Below are 20,280 nucleotides of genomic sequence, written 5' to 3'. Positions count from 1 at the left end.
GAGCTTTAAATGATATTTAGTATTATCTGCTTGCATTTAAGACTCTAAGCTACCTCTTACACTTTAAAGCCATAATGCAATATTATTTGACTTTGACTATATATATTTATTAGATTATACTAAGGTTACAAGTTAAGCAAGAGCGCTTACAAAATATAATATCGCGGGGTGGAGCAGTTGGCAGCTCGTTGGGCTCATAACCCAAAGGTCGTAGGTTCAAGTCCTGCCCCCGCAACCAAAAAATAAATCTTATATTTTTTATAAGATTTATTTTTTTGCATAAATTATATAAAATTAAATTCTACTATGTGAGGAGAGTAAACTGTGAGAATAATACTAGAAAATAATCTATGTGAAAATAGAGGAAGATGAAAAGACCATAGTATATAGGCCTTTTTATCTTCCTCAAAATTTAATTAATATTCTTTTAGTAAAAATAAGTTCTTAAAGTTTTGCAGATTTTAAAGCATCACTTATTGCATTGATACATCCTTTAGAACTATAAGTTGCACCACTAACAGTATCTACATTAACACTTTGAGCTTCAATAACAGCAGCAAATATAGTAGAACTTGCTCTAGTTATAAATGGCTCGTCATCAACAGAATCAAAAATATCAATATCTGATATATTACCATCTTCAATAGTTACTTCTACGGTAATATTACCATTATACCCTGAACCACTACCAGTAAAGGTTCCGTCAGCGTAAGAAGGTCTTGTTGTTGAATCAAAATTATCAGCTTTAATAGATGGATAAACTACATAAGCACAACCTAAAGAAAAAATTACAATTGTTATAAAGTATATAAAGAAAGTAATTTTCTTATTTTTATATTTTTTTGATAAAGCTTTGTTTATTCTAAGTGCAGCATAAGTTAAGTATATAATACTATAAACTAAAACATTTATAAGATATTTAGCATTTCCAGTTCTAGCCATAGGCATCATTACAAGCAGTATGTGCAAATAAGTTAATCCATAAAAAGCATAAGCAAATCTTTGAAGGTTTTTCCAAGATTTATACTTCATTTTCTTTCTTACATTAGGAAAAGATGTAATCATAAGTGGAAGCATAATAGCAATTAATATTAAACTAATGATTGCAGCTAAAAGCATATTTAGTGCCATTGATTTTGGATTAGTAAATAATGCAACAAAGTGATATCTACCCCAAATTATGTTGTGAGCAAGGGTAAGAATACTTGCAATTATTGATAATTCAGCTCTTATAGGAAACAAAAGCTTCATAAGCTTACTACCATTTTTTAATGCGCCAGTATACATAACTATTATAAATAATGATGTTGCAAAAGCACTATTTGTAAAGAGTGGTAATATATAAAATCTTATAAATTCAGGAATATTAGCCATTGCATCAGTGTATGAAATTATAACTAGTATTAAAGAAATAATAGTAGCTAATATGTAACAAAGCTTAGAGTGTTTTTTTATAAAAGCATGTCCAACTCCTACTATTAGAATAGCAATAAATAAAGAAATTAATAAATTCATATAATTCTCCTTTATAAAAATATTTTTAAATAATATTAAGTATATAATAAGTCAATGATTCTATCAATAATAATTTTCAATTGATAGAAATTTTCAAAATAGATTTATAAAAAAATTAAATATATAATTAAATTGAAATTTCAATATTCATTAAAAAACGTTATCTATAAATAAAAATAGTCAAAAGGGTTGAAATAGAATGTGATTTTAGTAAAATAATAAAAGTAAAGATTGCGAAAAAAGTCGAAACGATATCAAGAAAATGGTACTAGTTAACAATATTATTAGTTGATTTGGTGATGAGAATGAATAAAAAAGGAATATTTATAATTGTTTCTTTGTTAATTATTATTTGTGGTTTAAATTGTTTTTATCATAAGGATACGAGTTCTTTGTATATGTATCCTAATTACAAAGAGAAAAAAATAAAGGTTGGATATTATTCATATTATCCCTATTATTATAAAGATAAAAAAGGGAATGTTCATGGATATTATCATGAATTATTAGATACTTTATGTTCTAATTTAAATATAGAATATGAATATGTAGATGTTAATATTAATAATGCAATAGAGATGTTAGAAAATGAAGAAATAGATATTTTAATGGGATTATATAATATACCAAATAAAAATTCTAAATTAATATATTCTGATAGTCATATAGAATTTGATAATCGATACATATATATATATGGTGATATTAATGAATCTCAATATGCGAATTTAAATGATTTAAATGGGAAAAAGTTTGCATATCTTGATGGAGACATAAAAAGTGAATGGTTAATTCAACTGTTAGGATATTATGATATAAATGTTGAACCAGTAAAGGTTAAGACAAATGATGAATGTATAAGCTTATTAAATTTGAAAGAAGTAGATGCAATATCTTCTAGTAAAATTTATGGAAGTGTAGAAGCTTATAAAGAAACAGTAAAGTATTACGTAGGTAGTGTTTATATTGTTGGTAATGGTAAAAGTAAAGAGGTCATAAAGTACTTTGATTTTTTCCTAAATAATAAAGTTGATAAACTAACATTTATATATAATAAATATTTTCAGAAAGGGTTAATTTTAAGGAATATTATATTAATTGCTCTTTCAATAATGACAATTGTTGGTATTATATATGTAATAATATATCCATATATAAAAAAAACAATTATAAAACGAAGAGTTACTAAAAATATAACAGAAGGAAACTTTTTATTATATTATCAGCCAATAGTAGATCCCTTTAAAAATATTGAAGTAGGGTTTGAAGGGTTATTAAGGTTAAAAGATAAAAATAATAATGTTTTATCTCCTTTTAACTTTCTTAAAGAGATAGAAAAAGGGGATATGTTTTATGAACTTACACTTTGGATATTAGAAAAAGTAATTTGTGATTATAAAATAATAAGTAACTATGAAAATTACAAAAATAAAAACTTTTATTTATCTCTTAATTTATCATTTAGAGAACTTGAAAATACAGAATTTATAAATAGAGCAATTAAATTAGCAGCAGATTATAATATTAAAAAGGGAAGTATTTCTCTTGAGATTATAGAAAAGGTTCATGCTAGGGATTTAGAAAAAATACAAATAGCAATAGCTTTATTAAAAGAAAGTGGATATAAAATTGCAATAGATGATTTTGGAGTAGAATATTCTAATCTTAGTATTTTGGAAGAAATAGATTTTGATAGTGTTAAATTAGATAAATGTTTTGCAGACAATATTTCAATATCACAAATTACTAGTGAAGTAATAGCATTTATATCTAAAATAACCCTAATAACAGATAAGATCCTTGTTATTGAAGGTATTGAACAGAAATATCAAATTGAAGAAATAAAAAAAATAGTAAATAAAAATGTATATATACAAGGATATTATTATAGTAAGCCTATGAATATTGTTGAGTTAAAAGAATTTTCCTTGGAATAATAGGATTATGAAAATGATATAAAATTAAAGTAAGCAGCCTTTATGTAAGGTTGCTTTTTATTTTAGATAATTATATACACTTAGTATTTATTTAATGGACATTTGTACAGAATATAATAAAGTTTAACAATAATTTAGGGTACATAAGTACATTTTTTTAGCACCACAAAGCCTTAAATACAAAGTTAATTAAAAATATAATAATTATATAAAGAATTTATTATATTAAAAAAAGAGAGGAATTTTTATGGAAAGTTTCACGTTAAGAGAAGCAACAAAAGGAGACTCGAAAATTATTGCAGAGCTGGTTTATAAAACAGAAGATGATCCTGAGCAGGTATGGGGTTATGGAAGTAAGGATGCAATAATAGACAGAATAAAAATATTAGTTGAATGCGAGAATTCTAGATATTCTTACAATAATGTTAAGGTTGCAGAACTAGACGGAAAGGTTTGTGGAGCTATTATATTATTAAAAGGTAAAGACTTATCAAAGTTAGATTTGATAACAAGTATTAGGTTAATTAAGAATATAAATGGTATTAAAAATAAGATAAGATTTATTAGAGATATTATTTTAGAGTTTAATTTTTTTGAATGTGGTGAAAATGAACTTTATATTGCTAACTTAGCAACTTTTGAAGAGTATAGGGGAATGGGAATTGGAAAAGCTCTTATTAAATTGGCTGAAAATAATGCTAAGGAAGAGGGATATAATACTTGTTCTCTACTAGCAAAAGATAAGGGGGTTAAAAGTTTTTATGAAAATTTAGATTTTGTTTTTGAAATCGAAGAGCCGTATTATTCACATGTTTTATATCGAATGGTTAAAGCTGTTTAAATTTTAGACTTTTATAATAAGTTTTATGGTTTTAGCTATAATTAATAATTATTTTAAAGAAAAATATAGATAATTTATATAAAGATTATTGTAAAAAGTATTATAAGAATATATAATATGAAAGAATTAAATAAAATCTAGTAGGATTACTAGGAGAGGTTCGTATGACCATCCCTCTATAAAAAACTAGGCTTAGTTATAGGAGTAATATTCTATAACTTAATAAGAATAAGTTTTGTTTATAGGACCTCTAAGTTTATAACTTAGAGGTTTATTTATTTTTGGACGGCAGAAGAAATCTCTCTTACACTTACTAATTTAAGAATAGGAGTGAAAAGAGTGAAAAAAAACAATACAAACAAATTAGTACTTATATCATTATGTATAGGTATAAATGTCGTAGGAGCACTGATAGCAGTAGCATTAAAGCTTCCTATATTTCTTGACACAATAGGGACATTTACAGTAGCATTTTTATTTGGACCAATATCAGGAGTGGTAACAGGAATATTAAGTTATTTAATAACTACGGTGACATTTGACCCATATGCAATATATTTTATACCTTCACAAATGGTAGTAGGACTTTTAGCAGGTATACTTTATAAAAAAGGTGGATTTAAGAAGACGGTTATTGCACCATTTAGTATATTATTAATTGCTTCATGTTCTGCTTTTGTTGCAGCAATTGCTTCAGCTTATGTATTTGGAGGAATTACTTCATCAGGTAATTCAATTATTGTAATGTATTTAAATAGTATAGGTTTAGAATTAGTGCCAAGCGTATTTATAACTCAAATATTAACGGAATTTATTGATAAAATTATAATAGTAGTATTAGTATTTAATGTTATTAAAGTGATACCTAAAAATTTTAAGTTACAAAGAAATGCTTAAGTATAGGAGAAAAGATGGACAGGTATAATAAGATTACTAATAAAAATAATAGGGAAATTGTTTTATTAAGAGCTTTTTCATGTGTTTGGGGAAAGTGTAGTTTTTGTGATTACATAGATGATAATGGAAAAGATGAGGAAGAATTAAATAAGCAAAATATAGAGATTTTAGATAATATAACTGGTGAGTTTGGTGTTCTTGAAGTAATTAATTCAGGAAGCTGTTTTGAAATACCTAAAAAAACTTTAGAGTATATAAAAAAGATAGTAGATGAAAAGAAAATTAAGTTGTTATTTTTTGAAAGTCATTGGTGTTATAGAAATAGATTAGATGAAATGAGAACCTTCTTTAATATTCCTATAATATTCAAGATTGGAATTGAAACATTTGACTATGAATTTAGAAATAATTATCTTAATAAAAATGCTAAATTTAAGGATGCGAAAGAAGTTGCAGAAAAGTTCCAATCGGTTTGTTTAATGGTTGGAATAAAGGGACAAACTAAGGAAATGATTGAAGAAGATATTAAAATAGTTTTAGAACATTTTAAGTATGCAACTATTAATGTTTTTGTTAATAATACTACTCATATTAAGAGGGATGAGGAATTAGTACAGTGGTTTAAAAAAGAATATAGTTTCTTAGATAATCATCCAACAATTGAAGTTTTATATCATAATACTGACTTTGGTGTAGGTGATTAATAATAAAAAATTAAGAAGTGGTGTTTATATAGTAATATGTATAGACACTACTTTTTTATATTTTGCTTGAATAAAAAACAAAAAATAAATATAAACCATTACAGGAAAATGTATAAAATATTCTTAACAATACCAATATAGAATACTATAGATAAAACTATAAGAATTAAAAAAGAGATTTAAAATAAATGGAAGGAGAATAAGTTATGAAAAGCTACAATGCACAAAATGATATAAAGATAAATAATATATTTAATAACAATATTATGATGTGTTGTTCCAACTGTATGTATAAATGTACAGTTAATTATTGTACGCATTTGTATATCTGATTCTTAAGTTATTTTTTAGATAAGCAAGAAAAACAGGTAAATGTGTAATAAGCATTTACCTGTTTTTTATATATATAATATAGTTCAAAATTAATTATTGATTAGGGGGATAAAATATGGATATGAGTTTTATACAAACTCACTATAAGCTATATGTAGAAGCTGGAATTTTAACTATAAAGATTGCAGTAATAGGAATACTATTATCATTAGTTATAGGAATTATTTGTAGCTTAATTAAGACTATGAAAATACCGGTACTTAAAACAATAGTCTCAATATATATTGAATTATCAAGAAATACGCCGTTATTAATTCAGTTATTCTTTTTATATTTTGGTTTGCCAAAGATAGGCATTGTCTTAAGCTCAGAAGCATGTGGAATTATAGGACTAGCCTTTTTAGGAGGAAGTTATATGGCAGAGGCATTTAGATCAGGAATTGAAAATGTGTCAGTAGTACAACATGAATCAGCCTTAAGTTTAGGGATGACAAAATCACAAGTCTTTTGGCATATTACATTGCCGCAAGCCTTTGAAACTTCAGTTCCAGTTTTATGTGCAAATATTATTTTCTTAATAAAGGAAACTTCAGTGTTTAGTGCTGTTGCTTTAGCAGACTTGATGTTTGTAGCTAAAGATTTAATAGGTATTTATTATAAAACAGATGAAGCATTATTTATGTTAGTAATAGCATATTTAATTATCTTGCTTCCTATTTCTTTAATTTGTACATTTATAGAAAGGAGAGTTCGTTATGCAGGATTTGGGAATTCGAGTGCTATTTGAGGGTAGTAATTTCTTAAGACTATGCCAAGGAATATGGGTATCTTTAAAAATTGCTTTAATTTCAATGATTCTTTCAGTAGGGCTTGGAATTTTAATGGGAGTAATAATGACTAGTGAAAATAAAATTGTTCGTGCAGTTTGTAGAGTTTATCTTGAAATTGTAAGAATAATGCCACAGCTTGTTTTATTATTCTTAGTATATTTTGGTGCCGCAAAACACATAGGAACTAACTTTTCAGGTGAAACTGCTGCAGTAATAGTATTTACTTTTTGGGGAACAGCAGAAATGGGAGACTTAGTAAGAAGTGCACTTATTGCAGTACCAAAACATCAATATGAAAGTGGATTTGCGCTTGCAATGACAAAGACACAGGTATTTATACATATTATAATACCTCAAACTATTAGAAGATTAATTCCATCAGCAATGAATTTATTAACTAGAATGATTAAAACAACTTCTTTAGTAGTACTTATAGGTGTAGTTGAAGTTGTTAAGGTTGGTAAGCAAATAATAGATGCAAATCGTTATACTACACCAGATGCAGCACTTTGGGTATATGGAACAATTTTTATAATGTATTTTGTAATTTGTTTTCCATTTTCAAAACTGTCAGAAGTATTAGAGAGGAGGCTAAGAGATTAAGATGGGGGATAAAATATTAGAAGTCAAAAATTTAACTAAGTCATATGATAAATCAAAAATAGTTTTAAATAATCTTTCATTTTCATTAGAAAAGGGAGAGGTTGTAGTAGTGGTAGGACCTTCTGGTTGTGGGAAAAGTACTTTTTTAAGGTGCTTAAATAAGCTAGAGCCAATAGATTCAGGGAAAATTATTTTAAATGGAAAGGAAATATCATCTGATAATAATAAGGTTCATGAAATACGTGAAAAAATAGGTATGGTATTTCAAAGTTATGAGTTATTTCCAAACATGAATATAATGAAAAATTTAATTTTAGCACCAACTTTAGTGCAAAAAAGAAATAAGGAAGAGGCTAAAGCGGAAGCAGAAAAACTTTTAGAGAGAGTTGGACTTTTGGATAGAAAAAGTGATTATCCAAGACAATTATCTGGAGGGCAAAAGCAAAGAGTAGCTATTGTTAGAGCTTTAATTATGCATCCACAAATATTATTATTGGATGAAATAACTGCAGCATTAGATCCAGAAATGGTAAGGGAAGTTCTTCAAGTTGTATTAGAATTAGCAAAGGATGGAATGACTATGCTAATAGTAACACATGAAATGGAATTTGCTAGAGCTGTAGCTGATAGAGTTATCTTTATGGATATTGGTAATATCATTGAAGAATCATCACCAGAAGAATTCTTTACAAATCCAAAGACTGATAGAGCTAAACAATTTCTTAATACATTTAGTTATGAAAGTGTATAAAGAATTAAAATTAATAAATTTAAAGGGGGATTTTACCATGAAAAAATTTTTAGGAGTACTTTTATCAATCACATTAATAATGGGGCTTTTAGTTGGATGTGGTTCTAGTACAAATGATTCAAACAATGGATCAAATGATGCAGGAAGTACTGACACAAGTGGAAGTGCTAAGGCAAGAACTTTAGATGAAATTAAGGAAGATGGGAAAATTAAAATAGGTGTCTTTAGTGACAAAAATCCATTTGGATATGTTGATTCTAACGGGGATGTTCAAGGTTATGATGTAGAGTTTGCAAAAAGAATAGGTAAAGACTTATTAGGTAGTGAAGATGCAGTAGAGTTTGTTTATGTTGAAGCTGCAAGCAGGGTTGAATATCTGAAATCAGGTAAAGTAGATTTAATATTAGCTAATTTTACAGTAACAGATGAACGTAAGGAAGCTGTTGATTTTGCTCTTCCATATATGAAAGTTGCATTAGGAATAGTATCACCAGATAGTGCATTAATTACTGATGTTGATCAATTAAATGACAAGAAGTTAATTGTTGTTAAAGGAACAACTGCAGAAACATATTTCTCACAAACTTATCCTGATTTAACTCTTGTTAAATATGATGAATATCAAGAAGCATATGATGCATTATTAGATGGAAGAGGAGATGCTTTTGCAACTGATAATACTGAAGCTTTAGCTTGGTCAAACCAAAATGAAGGCTTTACTACTGGTATAGAAAGCATAGGTAATATTGATACTATTGCACCAGCTGTACAAAAAGGAAATACAGAGCTATTAAATTGGATTAATGATGAAATTAAAAGCTTAGCAGATGAAGAGTTTTTCTTAAATGATTATAAAAAGACATTAGAACCTGTATATGGTGATGCTGTAAATCCTGAAGATATAGTAGTTGAAGGCGGAGAAGTAAATTAATAAAAAAAGTATTAAAAAAATAACAAAAACAGTTATTAACATATATTTGAAATAGCGTTATATTAATAACAACATTAAAACTACTAATTCCTGCAGCGTTACAGCTGAGTGATAAGGGGGGGAATTAATAGGTGGTTTTTTACGCACTAGAGTTTATTGTCTAGTGCTTTTTATTTTGCAAAAATATACATGTATATAAATTGAATTCTTAGCTTAAGATTAGAATTCATTATCTAGGGGCATGCCTGTTGTTATATCTCACCTGAACAGATGGGAATATTACAATGGCTAGCCATGAGACAAATATTTCATAGTAAGGGTAGGTAAAAAGATGAAGATAATGTGTTAATTTTTAAAGAAAATTATTAGAACTCCTGTTATTCCAGGTTTTAATGATAATGATGAAGCCATAAATGAAATCGGAGAATTTATTAAGGACAAAGAAAATGTAACTTATGAATTATTACCTTATCACGAGTATGGAAAAAAATAATTATATTTTTTAGAAAGAGAGTATTGGAGATTGCTAATAAATGCCTTAGGAGAGGTTGCACATATGTGTATTTTCCACTAAGGCAATAAACATGTTAAAATTGAAAAAAATGTAGAATGTAGTATAATAGAGAAAAGTTAGTAAATAAAATGAAACATATACTATATAAATTTTAATGTTAAAATATATAGTATAAAAGATGAAAAGGGAGAAAAGTAAATATGATACAAGTAAAAGATTTAACTGTTGGTAACTTTCAAGGTATTATTACTCTTATTTATGAAGATAAGCCAGCAAATAATGAAACTGTTGATATTTTAAAAGCTAAGAAAGTTTTTGAAGGAAAGTCAGGTCAAGTATTTTATAAGACTACAAATGATTTAAATTATGAGATTTTTGTAGGTCTTGGAAAATATGATGAATTAGAAAGAACTGATTTAGTAAATGCTGTTATTAGAGGAATTAAACAAGCTGAAAAATTAAAGATAAATGATTTAAGTATTAATTTTATAAAAGCAAATGGATTATGCACAGGTGGAGTTACAAAATCTATAGCTCAAGGTGTAAAATTAGCAAGTTATAAATTTGATAAATATAAGGGAAATAATGAAGCTTACACTCCTAACGTAACTATAATAGGTGGACCAAAAGAAAAATTTGATAAGATGAGAGAAAAAATCGAAGAAGCAAGCAATGTTGCTGATGGAATTATTTTAGCTCGTGATTTAGTAAATGAACCAGCTAATATATTATATCCTGAAACTTTAGCAGAAAGAGCTGTAGAAGCAGGAAAAGAAAGTGGATTTGAAGTAGAAGTATTTGATGAAAAGCAAATTGAAGCTTTAGGAATGAAAGCATTCTTAGAAGTAGCAAAAGGTTCAGTTCATAAACCAAGATTAATAGTTATGAGATACATGGGTAATGAAAATAGTGATGAAAGAGTTGGTCTTGTAGGAAAAGGTCTTACTTTTGATACTGGTGGATATTCACTTAAACCTTCAACATCTATGGATACAATGAAGAGTGATATGGGTGGAGCTGCAGCAGTTATAGGAACAATGCAAGCTCTTGCTAAAAATAAAGTAGAGAAAAATGTAGTTGCAGTAGTAGCAGCTTGTGAAAATGCTATTTCAGGTGGAAGCTATAAGCCAGGAGATATTATAGGTTCAATGGCTGGTAAGACTATTGAAGTATTAAATACTGATGCAGAAGGTAGATTAACTTTAGTTGATGCTGTTACTTATATTATTGAAAATGAAAAAGTAGATAAGGTAGTTGATGTTGCAACTCTTACTGGAGCTGTGTTAGTTGCACTTGGAACTGAAGTAACTGGAGTTGTAAGTAATAATGATGAGTTTTATGATGAACTAATGGTTGCTGCAAAGAGAAGTGGAGAAAAGTTCTGGAGATTACCTAATGATAAATGCTATAAAAAGTTATACAAAGGTGATTTTGCAGACCTTAAAAATACTGGTGGACGTTATGGTGGATCAATCACAGCAGGTATGTTCATTGGAGAATTTGTACAAGATAAGCCATGGCTTCATTTAGATATAGCAGGTACTTCTTGGAGTGATAGTGGAAATGATACAACACCTAAGGGGGGAACTGGAGCACCAGTTGCTACTTTATATGAATTAGTTGTAAAGCATGAGTGTAAGCATAAATAATATATAGAAATTTATAAAGGGCAATCTTATATTTAGATTGCTCTTTATTTATAATAAGGAGCACAGTTTATGAAGTTAAATAAAATACATCATATTGCAATTATTGCATCAAATTATGAAGTTTCAAAAAGGTTTTATACTGAAATTTTAGGGCTTGAGATAATAAGGGAAGTTTATAGAAAGGAAAGAGATTCTTATAAGCTTGACTTAAAGATTGGTGATAGTGAAATTGAGTTATTTTCATTTCCTAATGCACCAGTAAGACCAAGTTATCCTGAAGCAAGAGGGCTTAGACATTTAGCTTTTGAAGTAGATAATATTGATGAAGCTGTAGAAGAACTAAATTTACATGGAGTTGAATGTGAATCAATTAGAATTGATGAATTTACAGGGAAAAGATTCACTTTCTTTGAGGATCCTGATAAATTACCATTAGAATTATATGAAAGATAAATTTAAATATTATAATCATACAATAATTATTTTAGAAATTTAATATAGTATATTTTATAAATAATAAGTGTAATATTATAGTGGAACCATATTTTGGAGGAAGATCCATGTCATCAGACATTAAAGAAATAAGCAATTTAAAAGAATTATTATGTAGAAAAAAAGTTTCTAAAATAAAAAGTAAATATTACAAAGCTGAAAAGAAGATTTATAAAAAATATTTAAGAGATAAAGAAGAGGATTCAGAATTTTTGCTGAAAAGTAGCTTTATTGAATTTAGAAAAAGATATTTTAGCAATTTGTACAAGACTATTAATAATATAGTTGATAATTCTATAGGTAACTTAGAAAGTGATATGCTTGAATATATAGCGGAACGAGATAGATATAGAAGCTTTGAAGTTATATCATTAATAAAGAGCATATTTGATAGAAATCATATAATATGGGCACTTTATGATGAATATATTGAATGTAGAAAAAATGGAAAATGTCCTGAGACTATTATTATTGTTGTAGGACAAGAATATAGAAACATAGCTTTAAATATTTTTAATGTATTAGGAGAAAGAGTAAATAATGTGGTTTTTCTTATAAATAATATAAAAGTTCAACTTGCATTTACTTTTGAACTTGAAAATAATACTTATTATTTAACTAATAATAATATAAAATACTGCATTTTAGAAGATAAAAGAATACCTATATTAACACCATAAATAAGAGATATTAATATTTAAATATAAGAACAGTAGATTTTGTATTAATTTACTGTTTTTATGTTTTCTTAAAAAGAAAAGTTAAATAATACAAAAAGATTAATAATTATAGTGTATAAGACAAGGCAATAATTATTGTAGTTGTATAATAATTATTGCTATTATATTAACTTTTTTTAGATAATACTAATGAAAATTATGAGATATATATAATATTTGGATTTGCAAGATAATTTTTAATAAATATGTTATAATAAATAACAATATACATAAATTAGGATTAAATGTTAAATTTGTGTAAAAAGTGAATAGGGGTAAATTATGTGTAAGAATATAATAAATAAAAGAAATTATACAATAGAAGACCTAGAGGAGCTATTAGATAAAATTCCTTATGAAGTTTATATTAAAAATTTAGATGGGGTATATAACTATGCTAATAAAGCAACGGCAGATAGGATAGGCTTAAAAAAGGAAGAGGTAATTGGTAAAAAAGATTATAATATACGTACACCAGAAATGGCAAGAATTTGCGTTGAAGGAGATAAGGCTGTTTTAAAAAATGGAGATAGAGCTTTTATAGAAGATAAAATAATAACAGGTGAGATAGAAACTAGTTATGAGTTATTTAAAGTTTTGTTAAAAAATAATGAAGAAAATGAAGTAAAAATAGGGGGTATTGCAAAGTTTATAAGTGAAGATAATTCCATATGTAAAAGTATTAAGAAAAATTCAAATAATATAATGAATAAATCTAGGGATTTAAATAGTACTTCACTTTATAGTGAAATCTTAGAAGATTTAAAATCAACCATTGAATGTGAGGATGTTGCATTTTATTTGTATGACAAAAATCAAAATATGATGAAATTGCATGAGCATTTAGGTGAGCACCAGGTATTATTTAAAGATAAATATATTATAACTGATGAAATTAAGAATATTTATTATGAAAATTATGAATGTGAAATTAAGGAAGAGTTAAATAATGATAGCATCAAGTATATATATTTATTAAAAAATAATAATAATTTATTAGGATGTGTACATATTTATTATGAAAATAAGCCACAAAAATTAAAAGAAGAATTTATTAAGTATATATGCATAGTTTTATCATTTACTGAAGATAAAGAAAATCTTGAACATGCTGTAGAACTTGAAAGCTTAAAGACAGAATTTTTTGCCAATGTATCCCATGAATTTAAAACTCCTTTAAATATAATATTATCTACAGTGCAATTAATAATAAATTATATAGAAGTTAATAATGAGTACCCTGATTATGATAGTTGCAAAAGATATCTTAATAATATAAAACAAAATTCATATAGACTTTTAAAGTTAGCAAATAATTTAATTGATATTAGTAAAATTGATGGGAATTTTTATAATATTAATATGGGTAACTATAATATAGTAGAAATTGTAGAAAATATAGTTCAGTCTCTTGTAGTATATATGAAAAATAATAAAAGAAACATTATATTTGATACAATGGAAGAAGAGATAATAACTGCATGTGATCCAGATCAAATAGAGAGGATAATATTAAATTTACTTTCAAATGCAATGAAATTTACAGCTCATGATGGGAATATTTATGTGGTTATGGATATTAATAAAGAATGTAATAAGCTTATTATTAGAATAGCAAATGATGGGGAACCAATAAGTCTTGAAGATAGTTCTAAAATTTTTGGAAGATTTACTCAATCACAAAGTCTTTTAACAAGAAGAATAGAAGGTAGTGGAATAGGCCTTGCGTTAGTTAAATCATTGGTTGAACTTCATAATGGATGTGTTTATGTAAATACCGAAGTTAAGGAAGGAACAGAGTTTTGTATTGAACTACCAATAAGAAAGATAAAAAATTCTGTTAATACTGATGTTAGAGAAAAAAGTATTGTTTCTAAGGTAGAAAAATTCAATATAGAATTTTCGGATATATATAATTAAATGAAGCACTCTTTATCATAATGAAGTGATAGAGGGTGTTTTCTATTATATTTTATATAATATAAAGAAGTTTTAGTATTAATAAAAGGATAGAACTTTATTTTTAAATGTAAAATATTATTTAATTAGGGCGTAAAAGTTAAAGTGCTAATATAGTGAATAAAATTTTGAATATTAATTTACTTAATGAAACTTGTTTGTGATTCAAAATATTAACTAAAATCTAAATGAAATATTTAGTTAGTGGAAAGCACAATTTAATACATTCAGCAGGTGAAGAAAGCAGAGTTTCATTAGGTTAAGTATAGTAAGAGGTGTTTAATATGAATAATAAGAGACAATATTCAGATTCATTAAGAGTAGGAATTTTGCTGGCATTAACAGGAGGATTTTTAGATGCATACAGCTATATAAGTAGAGGAAAAGTATTTGCTAATGCACAAACAGGTAATATGGTTATGCTTGGGATTAATTTTATGAAAGGTAATTTTAGAGGAATTATAAATTATATTGTTCCTATTATTGCTTTTGCAATAGGAGTTTTATTAGCTGAAGTAATAAGAACAAAGTTATCAAAAAGTGAAAAGTTCCATTGGAGACAAGCTGTTTTGGCAATAGAAATAGTATTATTAATAATTGTTGCATTTATACCATTTAATTATTTAGCAAATACAATAATATCATTTATTTGCGCAATGCAAGTAGAAAGCTTTAGGAAGTTTCATGGAAATGCTTATGCAACAACAATGTGTACAGGAAACTTAAGAAGTGGTACAGAAAAGTTAGTTATATTTATAAGAAATAAAGATAAAAAACATTTAAAAATAGCATTTCAATATTATTTTATTATATTGATTTTTTGCTTAGGAGCAACAATAGGTGGTTTAATAACTTTAAATATGGACTTAAAGGCTGTGTTAATTGCAATTATTCCATTAATATTAGCATTAATAGTAATGTCCTATGAATAAAATTATGAAGGGCGCACAAAACTTTGCGTTTAGAATGTTTTGGATATTTAAGAATTAACAAATTCCATAAAGTTCTTGACTTGGAGTTAACTTCAAGGAGTAACATTAATATAAAGGTTAAATTTTAACTAAAGAATAATTAAGGATAAAAGGAATTAGAGAAATTATTTTTTATATGAGGTGAAATTAATGGAATCAAAAAAACTAGGATTTGGACTTATGAGACTACCACTTACAGAAAAGGATAATCAAGAAAGTATTGATATGGAACAGTTAAATAAGATGGTGGATACTTTTATAGAAAGAGGATTTACTTACTTTGATACTGCATATATGTATCATAATTTTAAAAGTGAAATTGCTTTAAGAGAAGCAGTTGTTAAAAGACATAAAAGAGATACTTTTACTGTTACTACAAAAATGCCAACAATGTTTTTAAAAAAGGAAGAAGATTTAGAAAGAATTTTTAATGAGCAAATGGAAAAGTGCGGTGTAGAGTACTTTGATTATTACTTGCTTCATAACTTAGGAGTAACTAACTACGAAATAGCTAAAAAGTTTAATGCATTTGATTTTGTTCAAAAGAAAAAAGATGAAGGAAAAGTTAAAAAAATAGGTTTTTCATTTCATGATACAGCAGATGTTTTAGAAACTATATTAACTGAACATCCAGAAGTTGATTTTGTACAATTACAAATTAATTATCTTGATTGGAATGATGGTGGAATTCAATCTGGTAAGTGTTATGAAGTGGCTAAAAAACATAATAAGCCAGTAATAGTAATGGAGCCAGTTAAAGGTGGAACATTAGCAAAAGTTCCAAAAGAAGCTGAAAAACTTTTTAAAGATTATAACAAGGATATGTCTATATCATCTTGGGCAATAAGATTTGTTGCTAGTTTAGATAATGTAATGATGGTTTTAAGTGGAATGTCTAATATGGAGCAGCTTTTAGATAATACTGGGTATATGCAAAACTTTAAAGCATTTACAGAAGAGGAACATAAAATAGTAGATAAAGCAGTTGAAATTATTAATGATTCAATAGCTATTCCTTGTACAGCTTGTGAATATTGTGTTGCTGGATGTCCTAAAAATATAGCAATTCCAAATTATTTTGCATTATATAATGCTGAAAAACAAGCATTAAATTCAGGATTTTCAACTCAAAAGGTATACTATGATAATTATACAAAAACTAATGGAAAAGCTTCAGATTGTATAGCCTGTAGAAAGTGTGAAAAGAGTTGTCCTCAACACATAAAAATTACAGAAGAGTTAAAGAAGGTAGCTAAATTATTTGAATAATAATTTTAATATTATAGGGTAAAAGAAGGGCAATATGGAGGTAACTATGGAGACACGTGAGATATTAGAAAAAGTTAAAAATAAAGAAATTTCTATTGAAGAGGCTGAAGGGTATTTTAAAAGAAAGCCTTTTGAGGAAATGGGATATGCAAAAATTGATACTCATCGTAAAGTAAGATCAGGATTTTCTGAAGTTATTTTTTGTAGTGGAAAATCTGATGAGCATTTAATTAATATATTTAGCAAGCTATATGAAGCTGATGGCGAGGTATTTGGGACAAGAGCTAGTAGCCATCAATATGATTTAGTAAAAGCAAAATATCCAGAAGTAAATTATGATCCTATATCAAAAATATTAAAGATTGAAAGAAAAGATAAAAAGCATGTTGGGAAAATTGTTGTATGTACAGCAGGTACTGAAGATATTCCTGTAGCTGAAGAAGCTGCACAAACTGCAGAATATTTTGGTTCAAAGGTAAAACGTATTTATGATGTAGGAGTAAGTGGTCTTCATAGGTTACTTTCACAGTTAGAAGATATTCAAGATGCTAATTGTATAATTGCAGTTGCTGGAATGGAAGGTGCTATTGCAAGTGTAATAGGCGGGTTAGTAGATAAGCCTGTTATTGCAGTGCCAACATCTATTGGATATGGAGCAAATATGCATGGAATATCTGCATTATTAACTATGATTAACTCATGTGCAAATGGAATAGCTACAGTTAATATAGATAATGGATATGGTGCAGGATATATTGCTACACAAATCAATAGGTTGGGGGTAAGAACTTGTGAATAGGTTATACTTAGAATGTTACTCTGGAATTAGTGGAGATATGTTTGTAGCATCACTTATTGATTTAGGTGCAAGTGTTGAAGTTTTAGAAAATGCATTAAAAAGTATACCAATACAAGGTTTTGAAACTAAAATAACTAGAGTTTCTAAAAGTGGTATTGATGCTTGTGATTTTAATGTTATTTTAAATGAAAAATATAATAATCATGATCATGATATGAAGTATTTATATGGTGATAATAAACAAGAAAATTTAGGTGAAAATCATAATTATAATATAAATAATGGTAGTAATAATCATGAGGAAAAAGAAATTTTAATTGAAGATTATAATATAAATAATCATTTGGATAATCATGAGGAAAAAGAAATAATAAATTTAAAAGCACATAATCGTGATCACCATGAGCATAGAGGATTAGAAGAAATAATAGAAATTATAAATAATACTGATATTACTAAAAATGCTAAAAAAATTGCAATTAAGATTTTTAAAATCTTAGGTAAGGCAGAAGCAAAGGCACATGGAGTCGAAATATCTGAAGTTCATTTTCATGAAGTTGGGGCTATAGATTCAATAGTTGATATTATAGCTGCAGCTGTTTGTTTAGATAACTTAAATATTTCAGAAGTTATTGTACCTGTTTTATATGAAGGAATAGGCTTTATAAGGTGCCAGCATGGAGTAATTCCAGTACCAGTTCCAGCTGTAGTTAATATTGTTTCTGAATGCAAATTAAATATAAGTATAACTAGTACAGAAGGAGAGCTAATAACTCCAACAGGAGCAGCAATAGTTGCAGCAATTAGTACTTCAAATAAACTTCCAGAAAAATTTTCTATATCTAAAATAGGAATTGGTGCAGGTAAGCGTAATTATGAAAAACCAAGTATTTTACGCGCTATGATTATTGAAAATATTTCTAATGAATATGAGGCATGTAATATTGAAAAAGATGATTATATTTATAAGTTAGAAAGTAATATTGATGATTGCAGTGGAGAAGCTTTAGGATTTGTAATGGAAAGGCTTTTTGAAGCTAAAGCAAGAGATGTATATTACACACCAGTTTTTATGAAGAAAAATCGTCCGGCATATAAAATTAGTGTAATTTGTAAAAAAGAAGATATAGAAAATATTGAAGAAATAATTTTTAAAGAAACTACTACTATTGGAATTAGAAAGCAAAAAGTAGAAAGAACTATATTAAAGCGTGAAGTTATTAATATGAAAACATCATTAGGGGAAGTTCAAGTGAAAGTTTGTGAACTATCAAATGGAAAAAGAATTTACCCTGAGTATAGTTCTATAGTAGAAATATGTAAAAGTAGTGGTTTATCATATCAAGAAGTATATGACATTATAAGAAAAGAAGTAAATTTATAATTTTATAAAATAACTCTGCCTCTAGAATAATCTAATATTTAGATTGTTTCTAGAGGTAGTTTTTTATAAATTTAATGCCATATCACCATGTTTAATCCATTGCTTCTTACGCATAAATTCAGAAATTATAAATGTAAGAAGAGCAGGAAGTGCAAAGTGCATAACTATAATTTGTAATAATACTATTTTTGATGAAGTGGTTTGAATCATAGTTTGATAAGCCATGATTTGTCCTACAAAACCAGCAGATCCCATTCCAGATCCAGTTGCATTATTGGTCATTTTTAAGAAAGTTGATGAAATAGGACCAAGGATAGCACTAGAAATTATTGCAGGAAGCCAAATAACTGGTTTTTTTAATATATTAGGAATTTGAAGCATAGATGTTCCAACACCTTGTGCAAGCAATCCACCAAATTTATTTTCTCTATAGCTTGCTACAGCAAATCCAACCATTTGACAACAACAACCAACAACAGCAGCTCCTGCTGTAATTCCATCTAAATTTAATATTACACCAATTGCAGCAGAACTTATTGGTAAAGTCAATAATATACCCATAATTACAGAAACAAGAATTCCCATTATGAAAGGTTGTTGTTCCATTGCAAACATAATTATTGTTCCAAGCCAGGTCATAAACTCTGAAATTGGAGGACTTAAAAGTAATCCAACTGTAGATCCAACCCCTATACAAACAAGAGGAGTAATAATTATATCTATTTTTGTTTTACCAGCAATAAGATGTCCAATTTCTATTCCAACTAAAGCTGCAATAAATGCACCTAAAGGTTCACCAGGTCCAGCTAAAGTTATAATACCAGTATCAGTCATTATATTTCCTGCAAGTAATTTTGTTGCAAATCCACCTACCATACCGGACACTGCAGCAGAAATTACTACTAAAGGAGTTTCTTTAAATTTATAAGCAACCCCAACACCTATTCCTGCACAAGTTACAGAAGCGGCTATTTTACCTATTAAAAATATAGTTAAACCTAAATTCCCAGAAATAAGATTTCCTATTTGCTGAAGAATTGTGCCTATTATTAGTGTTGAAAACAAGCCTAATGCCATTCCACTTAAGCCATCTATAAATATGTGATGTAAATAATTCTTAAATTTTTGCATTTTGTTAATCCCCCTTTTAATAAATCGGTGTATATACACGTGTTTACATAA

General features: G+C 27.2%; 18 protein-coding genes, 1 tRNA gene and 1 riboswitch. Of the genes, 17 read left to right on the top strand and 2 right to left on the bottom strand.

The window, feature by feature from the left end:
- Positions 1 to 162 precede the first annotated feature (162 nt).
- Positions 163 to 238: transfer RNA gene (locus I4V63_RS02700), tRNA-Met, on the top strand.
- Between the two features lie 206 nt (positions 239 to 444).
- On the opposite strand, the gene I4V63_RS02695 is transcribed toward I4V63_RS02700, so the two are convergent.
- Positions 445 to 1,515: an FMN-binding protein gene (locus I4V63_RS02695; protein ID WP_195999758.1), complete on the bottom strand. Its 1,071-nt coding sequence runs from the start codon at positions 1,513 to 1,515 to the stop codon at positions 445 to 447.
- 305 nt (positions 1,516 to 1,820) lie between these two features.
- Between I4V63_RS02695 and I4V63_RS02690 the strand changes: the two genes are divergently transcribed.
- The 16 genes from I4V63_RS02690 (at position 1,821) to larC (ending at position 19,098) form a co-directional block, all read left to right on the top strand.
- On the top strand, positions 1,821 to 3,452 hold the full coding sequence (locus I4V63_RS02690) for an EAL domain-containing protein (RefSeq protein ID WP_195999757.1): 1,632 nt from the start codon (positions 1,821 to 1,823) through the stop codon (positions 3,450 to 3,452).
- 247 nt (positions 3,453 to 3,699) lie between these two features.
- Entirely contained in the window at positions 3,700 to 4,293 is a 594-nt protein-coding gene (locus I4V63_RS02685) for a GNAT family N-acetyltransferase (RefSeq protein WP_195999756.1), read from the top strand.
- A gap of 149 nt (positions 4,294 to 4,442) precedes the next feature.
- A riboswitch (PreQ1 riboswitch) is annotated at positions 4,443 to 4,489 on the top strand.
- A 143-nt stretch (positions 4,490 to 4,632) separates the two neighbouring features.
- Positions 4,633 to 5,190 carry an ECF transporter S component gene (locus tag I4V63_RS02680; RefSeq protein WP_195999755.1) on the top strand — a complete coding sequence of 186 codons (558 nt, stop codon included), beginning with the start codon at positions 4,633 to 4,635 and terminating at the stop codon, positions 5,188 to 5,190.
- A gap of 14 nt (positions 5,191 to 5,204) precedes the next feature.
- Complete coding sequence (locus I4V63_RS02675; RefSeq protein ID WP_195999754.1) at positions 5,205 to 5,894, top strand: radical SAM protein; 690 nt, start codon at positions 5,205 to 5,207, stop codon at positions 5,892 to 5,894.
- A 448-nt stretch (positions 5,895 to 6,342) separates the two neighbouring features.
- A complete protein-coding gene (locus I4V63_RS02670) occupies positions 6,343 to 7,014 on the top strand; it encodes an amino acid ABC transporter permease (RefSeq protein ID WP_195999753.1) in 672 nt (223 codons plus the stop codon).
- Positions 6,983 to 7,660 carry an amino acid ABC transporter permease gene (locus I4V63_RS02665; RefSeq protein ID WP_195999752.1) on the top strand — a complete coding sequence of 226 codons (678 nt, stop codon included), beginning with the start codon at positions 6,983 to 6,985 and terminating at the stop codon, positions 7,658 to 7,660. Before I4V63_RS02670 ends, I4V63_RS02665 begins: the two co-directional genes overlap by 32 nt.
- A gap of 1 nt (position 7,661) precedes the next feature.
- Entirely contained in the window at positions 7,662 to 8,411 is a 750-nt protein-coding gene (locus I4V63_RS02660; RefSeq protein WP_207746484.1) for an amino acid ABC transporter ATP-binding protein, read from the top strand.
- A 37-nt stretch (positions 8,412 to 8,448) separates the two neighbouring features.
- Positions 8,449 to 9,342 carry a cysteine ABC transporter substrate-binding protein gene (locus I4V63_RS02655; protein ID WP_195999751.1) on the top strand — a complete coding sequence of 298 codons (894 nt, stop codon included), beginning with the start codon at positions 8,449 to 8,451 and terminating at the stop codon, positions 9,340 to 9,342.
- A gap of 714 nt (positions 9,343 to 10,056) precedes the next feature.
- A complete protein-coding gene (locus tag I4V63_RS02650) occupies positions 10,057 to 11,505 on the top strand; it encodes a leucyl aminopeptidase (protein WP_195999750.1) in 1,449 nt (482 codons plus the stop codon).
- A gap of 69 nt (positions 11,506 to 11,574) precedes the next feature.
- Positions 11,575 to 11,958, top strand: coding sequence for a VOC family protein (locus I4V63_RS02645; RefSeq protein ID WP_195999749.1), 384 nt, complete (start codon positions 11,575 to 11,577; stop codon positions 11,956 to 11,958).
- A 107-nt stretch (positions 11,959 to 12,065) separates the two neighbouring features.
- Entirely contained in the window at positions 12,066 to 12,677 is a 612-nt protein-coding gene (locus tag I4V63_RS02640) for a hypothetical protein (RefSeq protein ID WP_195999748.1), read from the top strand.
- 321 nt (positions 12,678 to 12,998) lie between these two features.
- Positions 12,999 to 14,636 carry a PAS domain-containing sensor histidine kinase gene (locus tag I4V63_RS02635; protein ID WP_207746483.1) on the top strand — a complete coding sequence of 546 codons (1,638 nt, stop codon included), beginning with the start codon at positions 12,999 to 13,001 and terminating at the stop codon, positions 14,634 to 14,636.
- A gap of 323 nt (positions 14,637 to 14,959) precedes the next feature.
- Positions 14,960 to 15,607: a YoaK family protein gene (locus I4V63_RS02630; RefSeq protein ID WP_195999747.1), complete on the top strand. Its 648-nt coding sequence runs from the start codon at positions 14,960 to 14,962 to the stop codon at positions 15,605 to 15,607.
- 189 nt (positions 15,608 to 15,796) lie between these two features.
- On the top strand, positions 15,797 to 16,915 hold the full coding sequence (locus tag I4V63_RS02625) for an aldo/keto reductase (RefSeq protein ID WP_195999746.1): 1,119 nt from the start codon (positions 15,797 to 15,799) through the stop codon (positions 16,913 to 16,915).
- Between the two features lie 46 nt (positions 16,916 to 16,961).
- Positions 16,962 to 17,714 carry a nickel pincer cofactor biosynthesis protein LarB gene (gene larB / locus I4V63_RS02620; RefSeq protein ID WP_195999745.1) on the top strand — a complete coding sequence of 251 codons (753 nt, stop codon included), beginning with the start codon at positions 16,962 to 16,964 and terminating at the stop codon, positions 17,712 to 17,714.
- Entirely contained in the window at positions 17,707 to 19,098 is a 1,392-nt protein-coding gene (gene larC / locus I4V63_RS02615; protein WP_347707711.1) for a nickel pincer cofactor biosynthesis protein LarC, read from the top strand. The genes larB and larC overlap by 8 nt, the downstream gene beginning before the upstream one ends.
- Positions 19,099 to 19,161: 63 nt before the next feature.
- On the opposite strand, the gene I4V63_RS02610 is transcribed toward larC, so the two are convergent.
- Complete coding sequence (locus tag I4V63_RS02610; protein ID WP_195999744.1) at positions 19,162 to 20,229, bottom strand: PTS sugar transporter subunit IIC; 1,068 nt, start codon at positions 20,227 to 20,229, stop codon at positions 19,162 to 19,164.
- Positions 20,230 to 20,280 lie beyond the last annotated feature (51 nt).

Origin of the sequence: Clostridium sp. 1001271B_151109_B4 (genome assembly GCF_015670405.1) — a bacterium.
Classification (GTDB): domain Bacteria; phylum Bacillota; class Clostridia; order Clostridiales; family Clostridiaceae; genus Clostridium.
This window is presented reverse-complemented; position numbering and strand designations above follow the sequence as displayed.